Genomic DNA, 16,330 nt, shown 5'->3' on the forward strand with positions numbered 1-16,330 from the left:
CCAATCGGGCAAGTTTCTTGCAGCGCTGAACGGCGGCAACTCCACGGAAAAAATGCGGAAATACAGGCTTACAAAGTGACCATTAAGTTGTATACAATCAGCCCATCGCTGTGACGCCACCCAGTCTTTCCGCTGGCCGCCACACACTTGCTACCACGAACAAGAAGGAAGACTGCAGTGAGCGCTGACTACCCACGCGACCTGATCGGTTACGGCAGTAACCCTCCTCACCCCCACTGGCCGGGCAAGGCACGCATCGCCTTGTCGTTCGTACTCAACTACGAAGAAGGCGGCGAGCGCAACATCCTGCACGGTGACAAAGAGTCCGAAGCCTTCCTTTCAGAAATGGTCTCGGCCCAGCCGCTGCAGGGCGAGCGCAACATGAGCATGGAGTCGCTGTACGAATACGGCAGCCGTGCCGGCGTGTGGCGCATCCTCAAGCTGTTCAAGGCATTCGACATTCCGCTGACCATCTTCGCCGTGGCCATGGCTGCCCAGCGCCACCCGGATGTGATCCGCGCCATGGTCGACGCCGGCCACGAGATCTGCAGCCACGGCTACCGCTGGATCGACTACCAATACATGGACGAGGCCCAGGAGCGCGAGCATATGCTCGAAGCCATCCGCATCCTCACCGAACTGACCGGCGAGCGTCCGTTGGGCTGGTACACCGGGCGCACCGGCCCCAACACGCGACGGCTGGTGATGGAGGAAGGCGGCTTCCTCTACGACTGCGACACCTACGACGACGACCTGCCCTACTGGGAACCCAACACCCCCACCGGCAAGCCGCACCTGGTGATCCCCTACACCCTGGACACCAACGATATGCGCTTCACCCAGGTGCAGGGCTTCAACAAGGGCGATGACTTTTTCGAGTACCTCAAGGACGCTTTCGACGTGCTGTATGCCGAAGGCAGCGAGGCACCGAAAATGTTGTCCATCGGCCTGCACTGCCGCCTGATCGGCCGCCCGGCGCGCCTGGCCTCGTTGAAGCGTTTTATCGAATACGCCAAGGGCCATGACCAGGTGTGGTTCACCCGCCGCGTCGACATCGCCCGCCACTGGCACGCCACCCACCCGTTCCCGGGAGCGGCCAAATGAGCACCTTCCAGACGCTGAAACCCTCGACCTTGAGCCGTGACGCTTTCGTCCACGCCTTCGCCGACATCTACGAACACTCGCCATGGGTGGCCGAAAAGGCCTTCGACCTGGGCCAGGACGCCTCGATCGACCAGATCGAAACCCTGCACCAGCGCATGAGCGACATCCTGTTGAGTGCTGATCATCAAAGCCAACTGGCCCTGATCAACGCTCACCCGGACCTGGCCGGCAAAGCTGCCGTCCAGGGCCAACTCACCCAAGCCAGCACCGATGAGCAAGCTGGCGCGGGGATTCACCACTGCACGGCCGAAGAGTTCTCACGCTTCACCGAGCTGAACGATGCCTACAAGGCCAAGTTCAAGTTTCCCTTCATCATGGCGGTAAAAGGCAGCAACCGGCACCAGATTCTCGCCGCGTTCGAAACGCGCATTCACAACTCGGTGGATGCCGAGTTCAAGTGCGCGTTGGACGAGATCAACAAGATCGCGTTGTTCCGTTTACTGACCCTCTAAACCACCATCCCCAGCCACTCTATTTAAGGCAGACAAGAAGAATGAAAGCGCAACCCGTACCTTTCGAGAAGTTCGTCAACCTGGCCGACGCCCGCCTGGGCACCAAGATCATCTCCGTGACGGATGACTGGTTCGCCGACGCCAACCGCCTGTTCCAGCCGACCCCGGCCGTGTGGAAGGAGGGCGTTTTCGATGACAACGGCAAGTGGATGGACGGCTGGGAGTCACGCCGCAAGCGCTTCGAAGGCTACGACAGCGCCGTGATCCGCCTGGGCGTACCGGGTTCGATCAAGGGCGTGGACATCGACACCTCATTCTTCACCGGCAACTACCCGCCGTCGGCGTCCCTGGAAGCCTGCTTCCTGGCCTCGGGCGAGCCTGACGACAACACCCAGTGGGTAGAAGTCCTGTCGGCCGTCGAGTTGCAAGGCAACAGCCACCACTACCACGAGATCAGCAACGACCAGGCGTTCAGCCACCTGCGTTTCAACATCTACCCGGATGGCGGCGTGGCCCGTCTGCGTGTGTACGGCGTGCCGTTCCGCGACTGGTCGGCAGTGGGCGACAACGAACAGATCGACCTCGCCGCAGCCTTGAACGGCGGTCGCGCACTGGCGTGTTCCGATGAACACTTCGGGCGCATGAGCAACATCCTCAACCCAGGCCGTGGCGTCAACATGGGCGATGGCTGGGAAACCGCCCGCCGTCGCACGCCAGGCAATGACTGGGTGATCGTCGCCCTGGGCCACCCCGGCGAAATCGAGAAAATCATCGTCGACACCCTGCACTTCAAGGGCAACTACCCGGACACCTGCTCGATCCAGGGCGCCTTCGTGAAGGGCGGCACCGACAGCCAGATCGAAACCCAGTCGCTGTTCTGGCGCGAGCTGCTGCCGGCGCAGAAACTGGAAATGCACGCCGAACACACCTTCGCCGAGCAGATCAAGGCACTGGGCCCGATCACCCACATCCGCCTGAACGTGTTCCCGGATGGCGGTGTGAGCCGCCTGCGGGTTTTGGGCAAAGTAGCCAAGTAAGCGGTGAACCCTGTGGTGAGCGGGCTTGCCCCGCGCTGGGGCGCGAAGCGGCCCTGTCTTTTGGGGCGGCTACGCAGCCCAGCGCGGGGCAAGCCCGCTCACTACAAAAACAAGCAGATCAAACAACACAGCATTCGGAAAAGAAGACAGCCATGCGCACACTGATGATCGAACCCCTGACCAAAGAAGCCTTCGCCCCTTTCGGAGACGTTATCGAAACCGACGGCAGCGATCACTTCATGATCAACAACGGGTCGACCATGCGCTTTCACAAGCTGGCAACGGTAGAAACCGCACAGCCTGAAGACAACGCGATCATCAGCATCTTCCGCGCCGACGCGCTGGATATGCCGCTGACCGTGTGCATGCTGGAGAGACACCCGCTGGGCAGCCAGGCCTTCATTCCGCTGCTCGGCAACCCCTTTCTGATCGTGGTCGCGCCACTTGGCGATGCACCTGTATCAGGCTTGGTCCGCGCCTTCGTCACCAACGGCAGGCAGGGCATCAATTACCATCGCGGCGTCTGGCACCACCCGGTGCTGACGATCGAAAAGCGGGATGACTTCCTGGTGGTTGATCGCAGTGGCACAGGCAATAACTGCGATGAGCATTTTTTCAAAGAGGATGAGCGGTTGATCCTCGCCCCCCACCAATAAGAGAAGGCCGGATCACCCGACAACAAGGGTGACAGGCGAGAGGTAAAGACTGTGGAAGCACATCTGTTGGAATGGCTGAACCTCAGCGTGCGCTGGGTTCATATGATCACTGGCGTCGCCTGGATCGGCGCTTCGTTCTACTTCGTCTGGCTGGAAAACAACCTCAACCGCGTCAACCCCAAGGACGGCCTGTCCGGTGACTTGTGGGCGATCCACGGTGGCGGTATCTACCACCTGGAAAAATACAAACTGGCCCCGCCGACCATGCCGGACAACCTGCACTGGTTCAAATGGGAAGCCTATTTCACCTGGATGTCGGGCGTCGCGCTGCTGTGCGTGGTGTTCTACCTCAACCCGACGCTGTACCTGCTCGCCCCCGGCAGCAGCCTCAGTGGCAGCGAAGGCGTCTTGCTGGGCATCGGCTCACTGTTCGCCGGCTGGTTCATCTACTCCTTCCTCTGCGACTCGGCCCTGGGCAAACGCCCTGCCCTGCTCGGCGTGATCCTGTTCGTGCTGTTGATTGCCGCCGCGTACGGCTTCAGCAAAGTGTTCAGCGGCCGGGGTGCGTATCTGCACGTGGGCGCGGTGATCGGCACCATCATGGTCGGTAACGTGTTCCGCATCATCATGCCGGCGCAGCGCGCGCTGGTGGCGGCGATCGCCGAGCACCGCACGCCCGATCCGGCCCTGCCGGCCAAGGGTCTGCTGCGCTCACGGCACAACAACTACTTCACCCTGCCCGTGCTGTTCATCATGATCAGCAACCACTTCCCGAGCACCTACGGCAGCCAATACAACTGGCTGATCCTGGCCGGGATCGCGGTGGCGGCGGTGTTGGTACGGCACTACTTCAACACTCGGCATAACAGCCAGAAGTATGCGTGGACCTTGCCGGTGGGCGCACTGGCGATGATTTGCCTGGCGTATGTGACCGGGCCCAAGCCGGCCGAACCGATTGCCAAGGCACCTGCGGCCATCGAGTACCAACCGTTGCCGGAAACCGCATTGGGGGGTGGCGTGAAACCCGCCGCGCCTGCGGCGACCGAACCCGCGGCTGCACCTGCGCCTGCCCAGGCGACGGTTGATTTCGACAAGGTCCACGGGGTGATACAGGAGCGTTGCGCCGTGTGCCATTCGGCCAAACCCACCAGCCCGCTGTTCAGCACCGCACCGGCCGGGGTGATGTTCGATACCCCGGCGCAGATCCAGCAACAGGCGGCGCGCATCCAGGCGCAGGCGGTGGCGAGCCAGATCATGCCGTTGGGCAACATCACCCAGATGACCCAGCAGGAGCGGGATTTGATTGGCACATGGATCAATCAGGGGGCGCGTACCCACTAACAGATTCACATAGTTCCAATGTGGGAGGGGCTTGCCCCCTCCCACATTTGGACCTGCAGTGTTTTGAAGATTGCGTTCCACACAACACAAAAATAAAAAAGATCCGAGGTGTTGCATGACCGAGTTAGTCGAACCGCAGATTCCTGCCGCGCCCGCCATGGTGCGGCTGCCCCTCTTGCAACTGATTCTGGTAGGCCTGCAACACGTCTTGCTGATGTACGGCGGCGCCGTCGCCGTCCCCCTGATCATTGGCCAGGCCGCCGGCCTGAGCCGTGAAGAAATCGCCTTTCTGATCAACGCCGACCTGCTGGTAGCCGGCATCGCCACCCTGGTGCAGTCATTCGGCATCGGCCCGGTGGGCATCCGTATGCCGGTGATGATGGGCGCCAGTTTCGCCGCTGTCGGCAGCATGGTCGCCATGGCCGGCATGCCCGGTATCGGCCTGCAGGGAATCTTCGGCGCCACCATCGCCGCCGGGTTCTTCGGCATGCTGATCGCACCGTTCATGTCCAGGATCGTGCGCTTTTTTCCGCCGCTGGTGACCGGCACCGTGATCACCGCCATCGGCCTGTCGCTATTCCCCGTGGCCGTGAACTGGGCCGGCGGCGGCAGCGCAGCCGCCACCTTCGGCTCACCGATTTACCTGGCAATTGCCGCCCTGGTACTGACCACCATCCTGCTGATCAACCGTTTCATGCGCGGCTTCTGGGTGAATATCTCGGTGCTGATCGGCATGGGCCTGGGTTACGCCTTGTGCGGGGCCATCGGCATGGTCGACCTCAGCGGCCTGGCCCGGGCGCCGTGGGTGCAAGTGGTGACGCCGCTGCACTTCGGCATGCCCAGGTTCGAGCTGGCGCCGATCCTGTCGATGTGCCTGGTGGTGGTGATCATCTTTGTCGAATCCACCGGAATGTTCCTGGCGCTGGGCAAGATCACCGGCCAGGACGTCACGCCGAAAATGCTGCGCCGTGGCTTGCTGTGTGATGCCGGTGCGTCGTTCTTCGCCGGTTTCTTCAACACCTTCACCCACTCCTCCTTCGCGCAGAACATCGGCCTGGTGCAGATGACCGGCGTGCGTTGCCGTTCGGTGACAATGATGGCCGGTGCCTTCCTGATTGTGCTCAGCCTGTTGCCCAAGGCCGCGTACCTGGTGGCGTCGATTCCCCCGGCGGTGCTCGGCGGGGCGGCGATCGCCATGTTCGGCATGGTGGCGGCCACCGGCATCAAGATCCTCCAGGAGGCCGATATCGCCGACCGTCGCAACCAGTTGCTGGTGGCGGTGAGCATCGGCATGGGCCTGATCCCCGTGGTGCGCCCGGAGTTCTTCGCACAGTTGCCCGTGTGGATGAGCCCGATCACCCACAGCGGCATCGCCATGGCGACCCTCAGCGCACTGTCGCTGAATATCCTGTTCAACATTCTCGGCGGGGCCGAACGCCCCGTAGTCGACCCCGCCCACACCTGACACATGCCCCATTGTCGCCCTGTGCGCGCTGTAACGGCGCACTTGAGCCCTGACGTGGGAGCCAGTATTCTCCGCGCCCGCTTGAATCGACGGTTGTTTGCCGCCTTGGCGCGGGTCTTGCTGTAGCAATAAAGCTGACCATTCAGACCACTTTTGTAACCACCAAAGGCGCCGCACCAGAGCGCTTGTGTAGAAGAAAAACCATAAAACTTTAACTCGGGAGCAACCGAATGAAACCTCTGTTCAAAGGCCTGATGCTGGCGGGATCCCTGCTGGCCGGCGGCCAGGCCGTGGCCGGTGACTTGTTGCAGTGGCAGAACAACAGCCTGACGTATCTGTGGGGCAAGAGCTTTACCGTCAACCCACAGATCCAGCAAACCGTCACGTTCGAACATGCCGATGCCTGGAAGTACGGCGACAACTTCGTCTTCGTCGACCGCATCTTTTACAACGGCAAGGAAGACGGCAACGTCGGCCCAAGCACGTACTACGGTGAGATCAGCCCGCGACTGTCGTTCGGTAAGATTTTCGACCAGGACCTGTCCTTCGGCCCGATCAAGGATGTGTTGCTGGCCTTCACGTATGAGTTCGGCGAAGGCGACAACGAGTCGTACCTGCTCGGCCCTGGCTTCGACCTGAACATCCCGGGCTTCGACTACTTCCAGCTGAACTTCTACCAGCGCCAGACCGAAGGCAATCGCCCAGGCGACGGTGTATGGCAGATCACCCCGGTATGGTCGTACACCCTGCCGGTGGGCAACTCCGACATCCTGATCGACGGCTTTATGGATTGGGTGGTGGACAACGACAAGAACGCCCGTGGCACTTACCACGCCAACCTGCACTTCAACCCGCAGGTCAAATACGACTTGGGCAAGGCACTGCATTGGGGCGACAAGCAGTTGTACGTGGGCTTTGAATACGACTACTGGAAGAACAAGTACGGGATCGAGGATTCCGGCGCGTTCAAGACGACCCAGGACACGGCGAGCTTCCTGGTCAAGTACCACTTCTGACCCCCTGTAGGAGCGAGCTTGCTCGCGAAAAACCAGAGATCACCGCGTTTATTCAGAACAAAAGCGGTGCCTATGGGTTCTTCGCGAGCAAGCTCGCTCCTACAAGGGTTCATGCCAAGCCCAGGAACCGCATGATCTCTTCACGCTTGGCCAGCGCATCCTTCCTGCCCAACTCAATCAACTCGCTGCAATACCCCGCCTCGAACAGCAAGTAACTCAGCACCCCTGCCCCGCTCGTCTTGGTCGCCCCCGGCCCACGCAGGAACAGACGCAATGCCGCCGGCAATTCCTGCCGATGCCTTGCGGCGATTTCGTCGATCGGCTGGCTTGGCGCAATCACCAGTACTTCCACCGGCGCCAGGCCACGGGCCGCACTGTCGGCTGGCTGGTGATGGCTGAACTGGTTCAGACGCTCCAGCAGTTCGATATCGCTTTCCAGGCTGTCGATGAACGTGCTGTTGAGCATATGCCCGCCGATCTGGGCCAACGTCGGCTCCTGGCCGGTATAGGTGCGTTGCGCCATCGGTTCATTGCCCCGCGGGTTACCGCTGACACCCACCACCAGCACCCGGGTCGCCCCCAGGTGCAGCGCCGGGCTGATGGGCGCCGACTGGCGCACCGCGCCGTCGCCGAAGTATTCCTGGTCGAGCTTCACCGGGGCAAACAGCAAGGGGATCGCCGAACTGGCCAGCAGGTGTTCAACCGTGAGTTGCGTCGGCACACCGATACGCCGATGGCGCAACCAGGCGTCGATGGTGCCGCCGCCCTGATAGAAGGTCACCGCCTGCCCGGATTCATAGCCGAAGGCCGTGACGGCGACCGCATGCAGGTGCTGTTGGCGGATGGCCTCGTCGATACCTGCCAAATGCAGTTTGTCCTGCAACAAGTCCCGCAGCGGCGAGCTGTTGAGCAGCGCCACCGGTAACTGCCGGCCCAGGCCCAGCAAGCTGTGGGTAAAGAAGCGACTCGCCTGGCGCACCACCCCCGGCCAATCGCTGCGCAATACCAGGTGGCTGCGAAACCCCTGCCAGAACGCGGTCAGGCGCTGGATGGCCGCCGTGAAGTCCATCGCACCGCTGGCCAGGCTCACCGCATTGATCGCACCGGCCGACGTGCCGACGATCACCGGAAACGGATTGGGCGCCCCCGGCGGCAACAGCTCGGCAATCGCCGCCAATACCCCCACCTGATACGCCGCTCGTGCCCCGCCGCCGGAAAGAATCAAGCCTGTAACCGGTTCAGCTGCGCGCATTGCATCACTCCACGTGGGGGGAAAGTCGGTCTTAGCGACGACGTTTTTCGTACAGCTTGGGTTCGCCCGGTGGCCGGCTCTTGAAGCGGCGATGGGTCCACAGGTATTGCTCGGGACATTCACGCACCGAGGCTTCGACCCACTGGTTGATGCGCAGGCAGTCGACTTCATCGCTTTCGCCGGGGAAGTCGGTCAACGGCGGGTGGATGACCAGGCGGTAACCGCTGCCATCCGCCAGGCGCTCCTGGGTGAACGGCACCACCAGCGCCTTGCCCAGCTTGGCGAACTTGCTGGTGGCAGGCACGGTGGCGGCCTGGATGCCGAACAGCGGCACGAAGAGACTTTGCTTGGCGCCGTAGTCCTGGTCCGGTGCATACCAGATGGCGCGACCGGCACGCAGCAGCTTGAGCATGCCGCGCACGTCTTCGCGCTCGACCGCCAGGGAGTCGAGGTTATGCCGCTCGCGGCCACGGCGCTGGATATAGTCGAACAGCGGGTTGCCGTGCTCGCGGTACATGCCGTCGATGGTGTGCTTCTGCCCCAGCAGGGCCGCACCGATTTCCAGGGTGGTGAAGTGCAGGGCCATGAGGATCACGCCCTTGCCATCCAGTTGGGCCTGCTTGAGGTGTTCCAGGCCTTCGACATGGGCCAGGCGCGCCAGGCGCTGGCGCGACCACCACCAGCTCATGGCCATTTCAAAGAAGGCAATGCCGGTGGAGGCAAAGTTTTCCTTGAGCAGCTTCTTGCGCTCTGCGGCGGTTTTTTCCGGGAAGCACAGTTCCAGGTTGCGTGCGGCGATGCGGCGACGTTCGCCGGCCACACGGTACATGCCTGCACCCAGCAGGCGACCAATGGTCAGCAGCGCACGGTACGGCAGTTGGGTCACCAGCCAGAGCAGGCCGAGTCCCAGCCATAACAGCCAAAAGCGCGGGTGAAAAAATACAGCTCGAAAACGCGGGCGATCCATTACAGATTCCGGGAAAGACAGGGCCGCGCATTCTACAACGGTTCGACTCGGCTTGCGGCCAGTGAGTGTTCTCGTTATAAGTCTCGACACTTTTCGTGACAAGCCGCTTTTTGCCGACCATGAGCCAAACCGAACCGCTAGACCAAGATCCCGTGTTCCAGCTGAAAGGCAGCATGCTCGCCATCACCGTGCTGGAACTGGCCCGCAACGACCTCGACGCCCTGGACCGCCAGCTCGCCGCCAAGGTTGCCCTGGCGCCGAACTTCTTCAACAACGCCCCGCTGGTACTGGCCCTGGACAAACTGCCGGCCGGCCAGGGCAGCATCGACCTGCCCGGCCTGATGCGCGTGTGCCGCTCCCATGGCCTGCGAACCCTGGCGATTCGTGCCAGCCGCATCGAAGACATTGCCGCAGCCATCGCCATTGAACTGCCAGTACTGCCACCCTCCGGCGCGCGTGAGCGTCCACTGGAACCTTTGGTCGGCGAAGTGCAGAAAAAACCGGAAAAACCAGCGGAACCGACGATCAAGCCTACAAAGATAATCACCACGCCCGTACGCGGCGGACAGCAGATTTACGCCCAGGGCGGCGACCTGGTGGTGATCTCTTCGGTCAGTCCCGGCGCGGAACTTCTCGCCGATGGCAATATCCATGTATACGGCCCGATGCGCGGACGTGCCCTCGCCGGCATCAAGGGGGATACCAAGGCGCGCATTTTTTGCCAGCAATTGACCGCTGAGCTGGTGTCCATCGCGGGCCAGTACAAGGTTTCGGAAGATTTGCGCCGCGATCCACTGTGGGGAGCCGCGGTGCAGGTCAGCCTGTCGGGCGATGTGTTGAACATCATCCGTCTTTAACGGATACTGCCGCATTTTCCAAGCATCTCTAGACTCTGATAGCACAGCGAAATTGGCATTACTTGCGTAGGAACATTTGAAGGTTGGCGTTTTTCCTGCGAAAACCCGTCTTTTTCCTACAAAGGCTGTCCGCCTGCGGCGAGTTCCAAGAGATGTTTTTCAGGGGCTGAAAAGTCCTTTTTCCTTAGGGGTGAAACACCTTGGCCAAGATTCTCGTGGTTACATCCGGCAAGGGTGGTGTGGGTAAGACCACCACCAGCGCCGCTATCGGTACCGGCCTCGCTCTGCGCGGCCACAAGACAGTCATCGTCGACTTCGACGTCGGTTTGCGTAACCTCGACCTGATCATGGGCTGCGAACGCCGCGTGGTGTACGACTTCGTCAACGTGGTCAACGGTGAAGCCAACCTGCAACAGGCCCTGATCAAGGACAAGCGCCTTGAGAACCTGTACGTACTGGCCGCCAGCCAGACCCGCGACAAAGATGCGCTGACCAAGGAAGGCGTAGGCAAGGTTCTCGCCGAGCTGAAGGAAACCTTCGAATTCGTGGTATGCGATTCCCCGGCCGGTATCGAAACCGGTGCTCACCTGGCGATGTACTTCGCCGATGAAGCCATCGTGGTGACCAACCCGGAAGTGTCTTCGGTACGTGACTCGGACCGCATGCTGGGCCTGTTGGCCAGCAAGTCCAAGCGCGCCGAGGAAGGCCAGGACCCGATCAAGGAACACCTGCTGCTCACCCGCTACAACCCTGAGCGCGTCAGTAACGGCGAAATGCTCGGTGTTGAAGACGTCAAGGACATCCTGGCCGTGACCCTGCTGGGCGTGATCCCGGAATCCCAGGCCGTGCTGAAGGCGTCCAACCAGGGCGTCCCGGTGATTCTCGACGACCAGAGCGACGCCGGCCAGGCGTACAGCGATGCGGTTGATCGCTTGCTGGGCAAGACCGTGGAACATCGCTTCCTCGATGTTAAGAAGAAGGGATTCTTCGAGCGTATCTTTGGAGGCAACTAAACAATGAAATTTCTCGACTTCTTTCGCGCCAACAAAAAGCCAAGCACCGCGTCGGTCGCGAAAGAGCGTCTACAGATCATCGTGGCGCACGAACGCGGCCAACGCAGTACCCCGGATTACCTGCCGGCCTTGCAGAAGGAACTGGTGGAGGTGATCCGCAAGTACGTCAATATCGGCAACGATGACGTGCATGTCGCCCTGGAAAATGACGGCAGCTGCTCGATTCTGGAACTCAATATCACCCTGCCTGATCGTTGATCGAACAGGCGGCCGCCACGGCGGCTCGGTCACCTTGATCCCTTTGCGGGAACCGGGTGGTCGAGCCGCCGTTGGCGTTTGTTACGAGGCTGTTTAATGCCGCTGTCCACTATTCATATCCTGCATCAGGACGACGCTGTCCTGGTGGTGAACAAGCCGACCCTGTTGCTCTCGGTGCCTGGCCGCGCCGATGACAACAAGGACTGCCTGATCACCCGCCTGCAGGAAAACGGCTACCCCGAAGCCCGCATCGTCCATCGCCTGGACTGGGAAACCTCGGGGATCATCCTGCTGGCCCGGGACGCCGATACCCATCGCGAACTGTCCCGCCAGTTTCACGACCGCGAAACCGAAAAGGCCTACACCGCTTTGGCCTGGGGCCAGCCGGAACTGGACAGCGGCAGCATCGACCTGCCCTTGCGCTATGACCCGCCGACCAAACCCCGCCATGTGGTGGACCACGAGTTCGGCAAGCACGCGCTGACCTTCTGGAAAGTGCTGGAACGGTGTGGCGACTGGTGCCGCGTCGAGCTGACGCCGATTACCGGAAGGTCGCACCAGTTGCGCGTGCATATGCTGTCCATCGGGCATCCGTTGCTCGGTGACGGTCTGTATGCCCATGAACAGGCCCTGGCTGCGTGGCCGCGCCTGTGCCTGCATGCAAGCATGCTGAGCTTCACTCACCCGCAAAGCGGCGAGCGCTTGCGCTTTGAGTGCCCGGCTCCCTTCTAAAGCTGTAAATACAGTACATGTGGGACGGGCGGTGCGACTTGCCCCCTCCCACATTTGTTCTGTGCACTTCTCGCCCTCGAACGGTAAACTCCGCGCATTGCTGTCTGGAGCTATTTATGCGCGAAGCGTTGAATCAAGGCCTGATCGACTTCCTCAAGGCCTCCCCTACTCCTTTTCATGCCACCGCCGCCCTGGCCCAGCGCCTGGAAGCGGCCGGTTTCCAGCGCCTCGACGAGCGCGAGACCTGGGCCACCGAAGCCAACGGTCGCTACTACGTGACCCGCAACGATTCCTCGATCATCGCCTTCAAGCTCGGCCGCCATTCGCCGTTGCAAGGCGGGATTCGCCTGGTCGGCGCCCATACCGACAGCCCGTGCCTGCGGGTCAAGCCCCAGCCTGAGCTGCAACGCCAGGGCTTCTGGCAACTCGGCGTGGAAGTCTACGGCGGCGCGCTGCTGGCGCCGTGGTTCGACCGCGACCTGTCCCTGGCCGGCCGCGTCACCTTCCGCCGTGACGGCAAGGTCGAAAGCCAGCTGATCGACTTTAAGCTGCCCATCGCCATCATCCCCAACCTGGCCATTCACCTGAACCGTGAAGCCAACCAGGGCTGGGCGATCAATGCCCAGACCGAATTGCCGCCGATCCTCGCGCAATTTGCCGGTGATGAACGCGTGGACTTCCGTGCCGTGCTCACCGAGCAGTTGGCACGGGAGCATGGGCTGAACGCCGATGTGGTGCTCGACTACGAGTTGAGCTTCTATGACACCCAGAGCGCCGCCGTCATCGGCCTCAATGGCGACTTCATCGCCGGCGCGCGCCTCGACAACCTGCTGTCGTGCTACGCCGGCCTGCAAGCCTTGCTCACCAGCGAGAGCGACGAAACCTGCGTGCTGGTGTGCAACGACCACGAGGAAGTCGGTTCCTGCTCGGCCTGCGGTGCCGACGGCCCGATGCTGGAACAGACCCTGCGTCGCCTGTTGCCTGAAGGTGATGAATTCGTACGCACCATTCAGAAATCCCTGCTGGTGTCGGCCGACAATGCCCACGGCGTACACCCGAACTACGCCGACAAGCACGACGCCAACCACGGCCCCAAGCTCAATGCCGGCCCGGTGATCAAGGTCAACAGCAACCAGCGCTACGCCACCAACAGCGAAACCGCCGGGTTCTTCCGTCACCTGTGCATGGCCCAGGAAGTGCCGGTGCAGAGCTTTGTGGTGCGCAGCGACATGGGCTGCGGCTCGACCATCGGCCCGATCACCGCCAGCCACCTGGGTGTGCGTACGGTGGATATCGGTTTGCCGACGTTTGCCATGCACTCCATTCGTGAACTGTGCGGCAGCCATGACCTGGCGCATCTGGTGAAGGTGTTGGGCGCGTTCTACGCCAGCCACGACCTGCCCTAAGACCAGGACTGGATGTCGTCAACATGTGGGAGGGGCGGTGCGACGATTCGCACTTGCCCCCCACATTTGGTTTACGTCCACCTGATCTGCATCACCTGCATTTCCTGCAATCCGACCTAGACTTGTCAGTATTCCCACTCCGACAAGGCCGTCGCCCCATGATCTCCATGTCCTCTTTCCACGCCATGCTTATCCCTATCCTGATCGGCATGATCATGCTCGCCGTTGGCTTCAACTTCCGCGACAAGCCCCTCGGCGTATTCGGCATGTGGGTCGGCATGCTGCTGATCCTGGGCACCGTTGTGTACAAGATCCTCGCCAAACTGGCCGAATGACGCTTGCACTCGTACACTCGCTCAACCCGTCGTTTCCAAGGTTGACCGCCTCGTGCTTTCCCGTCTGTTTGCGCTGCCCTGCTGTTTCCTGATCGCCCTGCTCACGCTGCTGCCGCTCTCGTCTGCCCAAGCGGTGGGCCTGCCCGGGCTGCTCGGCACCACCAAGACCCAACCCCAGGCCGACGTGCCGTTGGGGCAGTCGTTGGACGAGGTGATCAAGACCCTGGAAAACGACCAGCAACGCACCCAGTTGCTGAGCGACTTGAAGAAGCTGCGCGCCGCTACCCAGAAGGCCCAGCCCGCCGCCGAGCAAGGCGTGCTCGGGCTGATCGGCAGTACGCTGTCGGGCCTGGAGCAGCAGTTCTCCGGCGCCGACAGCCCGCTGGGGCGCTGGTCGAATGAAATCGACCTGGCCAAGGACGAACTCAGCGCACTGATGCTGCCGGCCAGCGAATGGCTGCCGATCATTTTCGGCTTTGCAGTGATTCTCGCGGTATGGAGCCTGCTGGCAGCCGCGTTGATCTGGCTGAGCCACCGGGTACGCGAGCGCTTCGGCCTGCCCGAGGAGTTGCCGCAACACCCGCGTACCTGGGACATGCTGCGCTTCGCCCTGCGCAAATTGGGGCCCTGGCTGATCGCACTGGTGATCACCGTGTACCTGAGCTACGCCCTGCCCTCGTCCCTGGGCAAATCCCTGGCAATGGTGCTGGCTTATGCGCTGGTGGTCGGTACCTGTTTCTCGGCGATCTGTGTGATTGCCTTCTCCCTGCTCGACGGCCCGCACCGCCACCGCGCGCTGTATATCCTGCGCCACCAGGCGTTCCGCCCGTTGTGGTGGATCGGCAGCTTTGCCGCCTTTGGTGAAGCCTTGAGCGACCCGCGGCTGGTGGCTGCGCTCGGCCAACACCTGGCCCACACGGCGGCCACGGTCGCCAATGCGATGGCCGCGCTGTCCACCGGCGTGTTCATCCTGCGTTTCCGGCGGCCGATCGCCCACCTGATCCGCAACCAGCCCCTGTCGCGCCGCCTGACCCGCCGGGCCCTCAGCGACACCATCGAGATCATCGGCACCTTCTGGTACATCCCCGCCTTGCTGTTGGTGGGCATCTCGCTGTTCGCCACGTTCGTCTCCGCCGGCGACACCAGCACCGCCCTGCGCCAGTCGCTGTTGTGCACGGTGTTGCTGGTGTTGTGCATGGTGATCAACGGCCTGGTGCGGCGCCATGCGCTCAAGCCGCAGCGTGGGCACAAGCGCCATGCGCTGTACTCCGAACGCCTGAAAAGCTTCGTCTACACCCTCGCCCACCTGGTGGTGTGGCTGGTGTTTATCGAACTGGGGCTGCGGGTGTGGGGCCTGTCGCTGATCCGCTTTACCGAAGGCGACGGCCATGAAATCAGCGTCAAGCTGTTCGGCCTGGGCGGCACGCTGCTATTTGCCTGGTTGATCTGGATCCTCAGCGACACCGCCATCCATCACGCCCTCACCCGCTCGCGCAAAGGCCTGGCCAATGCCCGCGCGCAGACCATGATGCCGTTGATCCGCAACGTGCTGTTCGTGACCATCTTTATCATCGCCGCCATCGTCGCCCTGGCGAACATGGGCATGAACGTCACGCCGCTGCTGGCCGGTGCCGGTGTGATCGGCCTGGCCATCGGTTTTGGTGCGCAGTCACTGGTGGCCGACTTGATCACCGGCCTGTTCATCATCATCGAAGACTCCCTGGCCATCGATGACTACGTGGACGTCGGCGGCCACCTCGGCACCGTCGAAGGTCTGACCATCCGTACCGTACGCCTGCGCGACATTGACGGCATCGTGCACACCATCCCGTTCAGCGAGATCAAGAGCATCAAGAACTACTCGCGGGAGTTCGGCTACGCGATCTTCCGGGTGGCGATCCCCTACAACATGGAAATCGACGATGCGATCAAGCTGATGCGCGATGTCGGCCAGAAAATGCGTAACGATCCGCTGCAACGCCGCAATATCTGGTCGCCGCTGGAGATCCAGGGGGTGGAAAGCTTCGAGTCGGGCAGTGCGATCCTGCGCGCGCGGTTCAAGACGGCGCCGATCAAGCAGTGGGAAGTGTCGCGGGCGTTCAACCTGTCACTGAAGCGGCATCTGGATGACGCCGGTCTGGACCTGGCCACGCCGCGCTTGAGTGTGCAGGTGGTGACGGGGGCTGCGGGGGGGTTGGAGAAGGACAAGAACGCGTAAGGTCATGGCGAATGTGATGAGCTTATTGTGGTTTGTGGTGAGCTTATTGTGGTTTGTGGTGAGCTTATTGTGGTGAGCGGGCTTGCCCCGCGCTGGGCTGCGAAGCAGCCCCACTCAAGAAGCACTCGGTGTATCAGACATAACTCAGCGGCTGGTTTTGG

16 protein-coding genes are annotated in these 16,330 nt (G+C 61.8%); 14 read left to right on the plus strand and 2 right to left on the minus strand.

Annotated elements, in window-relative coordinates; translation table 11 throughout:
- Positions 1-177 precede the first annotated feature (177 nt).
- The 7 genes from puuE to PspCFBP13509_RS23300 all read left to right on the plus strand — a co-directional run bounded on the left by puuE (position 178) and on the right by PspCFBP13509_RS23300 (position 7,131).
- The gene (puuE, locus tag PspCFBP13509_RS23270) at positions 178-1,104 is read left to right on the plus strand and encodes an allantoinase PuuE (protein WP_137212757.1); all 927 of its coding nucleotides are present in this window, start codon (positions 178-180) and stop codon (positions 1,102-1,104) included.
- Positions 1,101-1,616: a 2-oxo-4-hydroxy-4-carboxy-5-ureidoimidazoline decarboxylase gene (gene uraD / locus PspCFBP13509_RS23275; protein WP_137212758.1), complete on the plus strand. Its 516-nt coding sequence runs from the start codon at positions 1,101-1,103 to the stop codon at positions 1,614-1,616. The genes puuE and uraD overlap by 4 nt, the downstream gene beginning before the upstream one ends.
- Before the next feature lie 41 nt (positions 1,617-1,657).
- Complete coding sequence (gene alc / locus PspCFBP13509_RS23280) at positions 1,658-2,653, plus strand: allantoicase (protein WP_065948614.1); 996 nt, start codon at positions 1,658-1,660, stop codon at positions 2,651-2,653.
- Positions 2,654-2,805: 152 nt separating this feature from the next.
- Entirely contained in the window at positions 2,806-3,309 is a 504-nt protein-coding gene (locus tag PspCFBP13509_RS23285) for an ureidoglycolate lyase (RefSeq protein WP_027603915.1), read from the plus strand.
- Between the two features lie 51 nt (positions 3,310-3,360).
- Complete coding sequence (locus PspCFBP13509_RS23290) at positions 3,361-4,650, plus strand: urate hydroxylase PuuD (protein WP_137212759.1); 1,290 nt, start codon at positions 3,361-3,363, stop codon at positions 4,648-4,650.
- 115 nt (positions 4,651-4,765) lie between these two features.
- Positions 4,766-6,115 carry a nucleobase:cation symporter-2 family protein gene (locus tag PspCFBP13509_RS23295; RefSeq protein WP_065927237.1) on the plus strand — a complete coding sequence of 450 codons (1,350 nt, stop codon included), beginning with the start codon at positions 4,766-4,768 and terminating at the stop codon, positions 6,113-6,115.
- A 230-nt stretch (positions 6,116-6,345) separates the two neighbouring features.
- On the plus strand, positions 6,346-7,131 hold the full coding sequence (locus PspCFBP13509_RS23300) for an outer membrane protein OmpK (protein WP_065927236.1): 786 nt from the start codon (positions 6,346-6,348) through the stop codon (positions 7,129-7,131).
- 109 nt (positions 7,132-7,240) lie between these two features.
- Here the strand turns inward: PspCFBP13509_RS23300 and PspCFBP13509_RS23310 are convergent, their stop codons facing one another.
- Positions 7,241-8,383: a patatin-like phospholipase family protein gene (locus PspCFBP13509_RS23310; protein WP_065927235.1), complete on the minus strand. Its 1,143-nt coding sequence runs from the start codon at positions 8,381-8,383 to the stop codon at positions 7,241-7,243.
- A 31-nt stretch (positions 8,384-8,414) separates the two neighbouring features.
- Positions 8,415-9,350, minus strand: a complete 936-nt coding sequence (locus tag PspCFBP13509_RS23315) for a lipid A biosynthesis lauroyl acyltransferase (protein ID WP_065927234.1) — start codon at positions 9,348-9,350, stop codon at positions 8,415-8,417.
- A gap of 119 nt (positions 9,351-9,469) precedes the next feature.
- On the opposite strand from PspCFBP13509_RS23315, the gene minC reads away from it, so the two are divergent.
- From minC to PspCFBP13509_RS23345, 7 genes are all read left to right on the plus strand, one after another.
- Positions 9,470-10,207 (plus strand): septum site-determining protein MinC, encoded by a 738-nt coding sequence (minC, locus tag PspCFBP13509_RS23320; protein ID WP_027603909.1) that lies wholly within the window; start codon positions 9,470-9,472, stop codon positions 10,205-10,207.
- 200 nt (positions 10,208-10,407) lie between these two features.
- A complete protein-coding gene (gene minD / locus PspCFBP13509_RS23325; protein ID WP_065927233.1) occupies positions 10,408-11,220 on the plus strand; it encodes a septum site-determining protein MinD in 813 nt (270 codons plus the stop codon).
- 3 nt (positions 11,221-11,223) lie between these two features.
- Positions 11,224-11,478: a cell division topological specificity factor MinE gene (minE, locus tag PspCFBP13509_RS23330; protein WP_003175252.1), complete on the plus strand. Its 255-nt coding sequence runs from the start codon at positions 11,224-11,226 to the stop codon at positions 11,476-11,478.
- Between the two features lie 96 nt (positions 11,479-11,574).
- The gene (locus PspCFBP13509_RS23335; protein WP_027603908.1) at positions 11,575-12,210 is read left to right on the plus strand and encodes an RluA family pseudouridine synthase; all 636 of its coding nucleotides are present in this window, start codon (positions 11,575-11,577) and stop codon (positions 12,208-12,210) included.
- 116 nt (positions 12,211-12,326) lie between these two features.
- Complete coding sequence (locus tag PspCFBP13509_RS23340; protein ID WP_027603907.1) at positions 12,327-13,616, plus strand: M18 family aminopeptidase; 1,290 nt, start codon at positions 12,327-12,329, stop codon at positions 13,614-13,616.
- A 158-nt stretch (positions 13,617-13,774) separates the two neighbouring features.
- Positions 13,775-13,951, plus strand: a complete 177-nt coding sequence (locus PspCFBP13509_RS31445; protein ID WP_016970148.1) for a hypothetical protein — start codon at positions 13,775-13,777, stop codon at positions 13,949-13,951.
- Between the two features lie 52 nt (positions 13,952-14,003).
- Entirely contained in the window at positions 14,004-16,169 is a 2,166-nt protein-coding gene (locus tag PspCFBP13509_RS23345; RefSeq protein ID WP_137212761.1) for a mechanosensitive ion channel family protein, read from the plus strand.
- The last annotated feature ends 161 nt before the right edge of the window (positions 16,170-16,330 follow it).

The organism is Pseudomonas sp. CFBP13509 (genome assembly GCF_005233485.1).
GTDB classification, from domain to species: Bacteria; Pseudomonadota; Gammaproteobacteria; order Pseudomonadales; family Pseudomonadaceae; genus Aquipseudomonas; species Aquipseudomonas marginalis.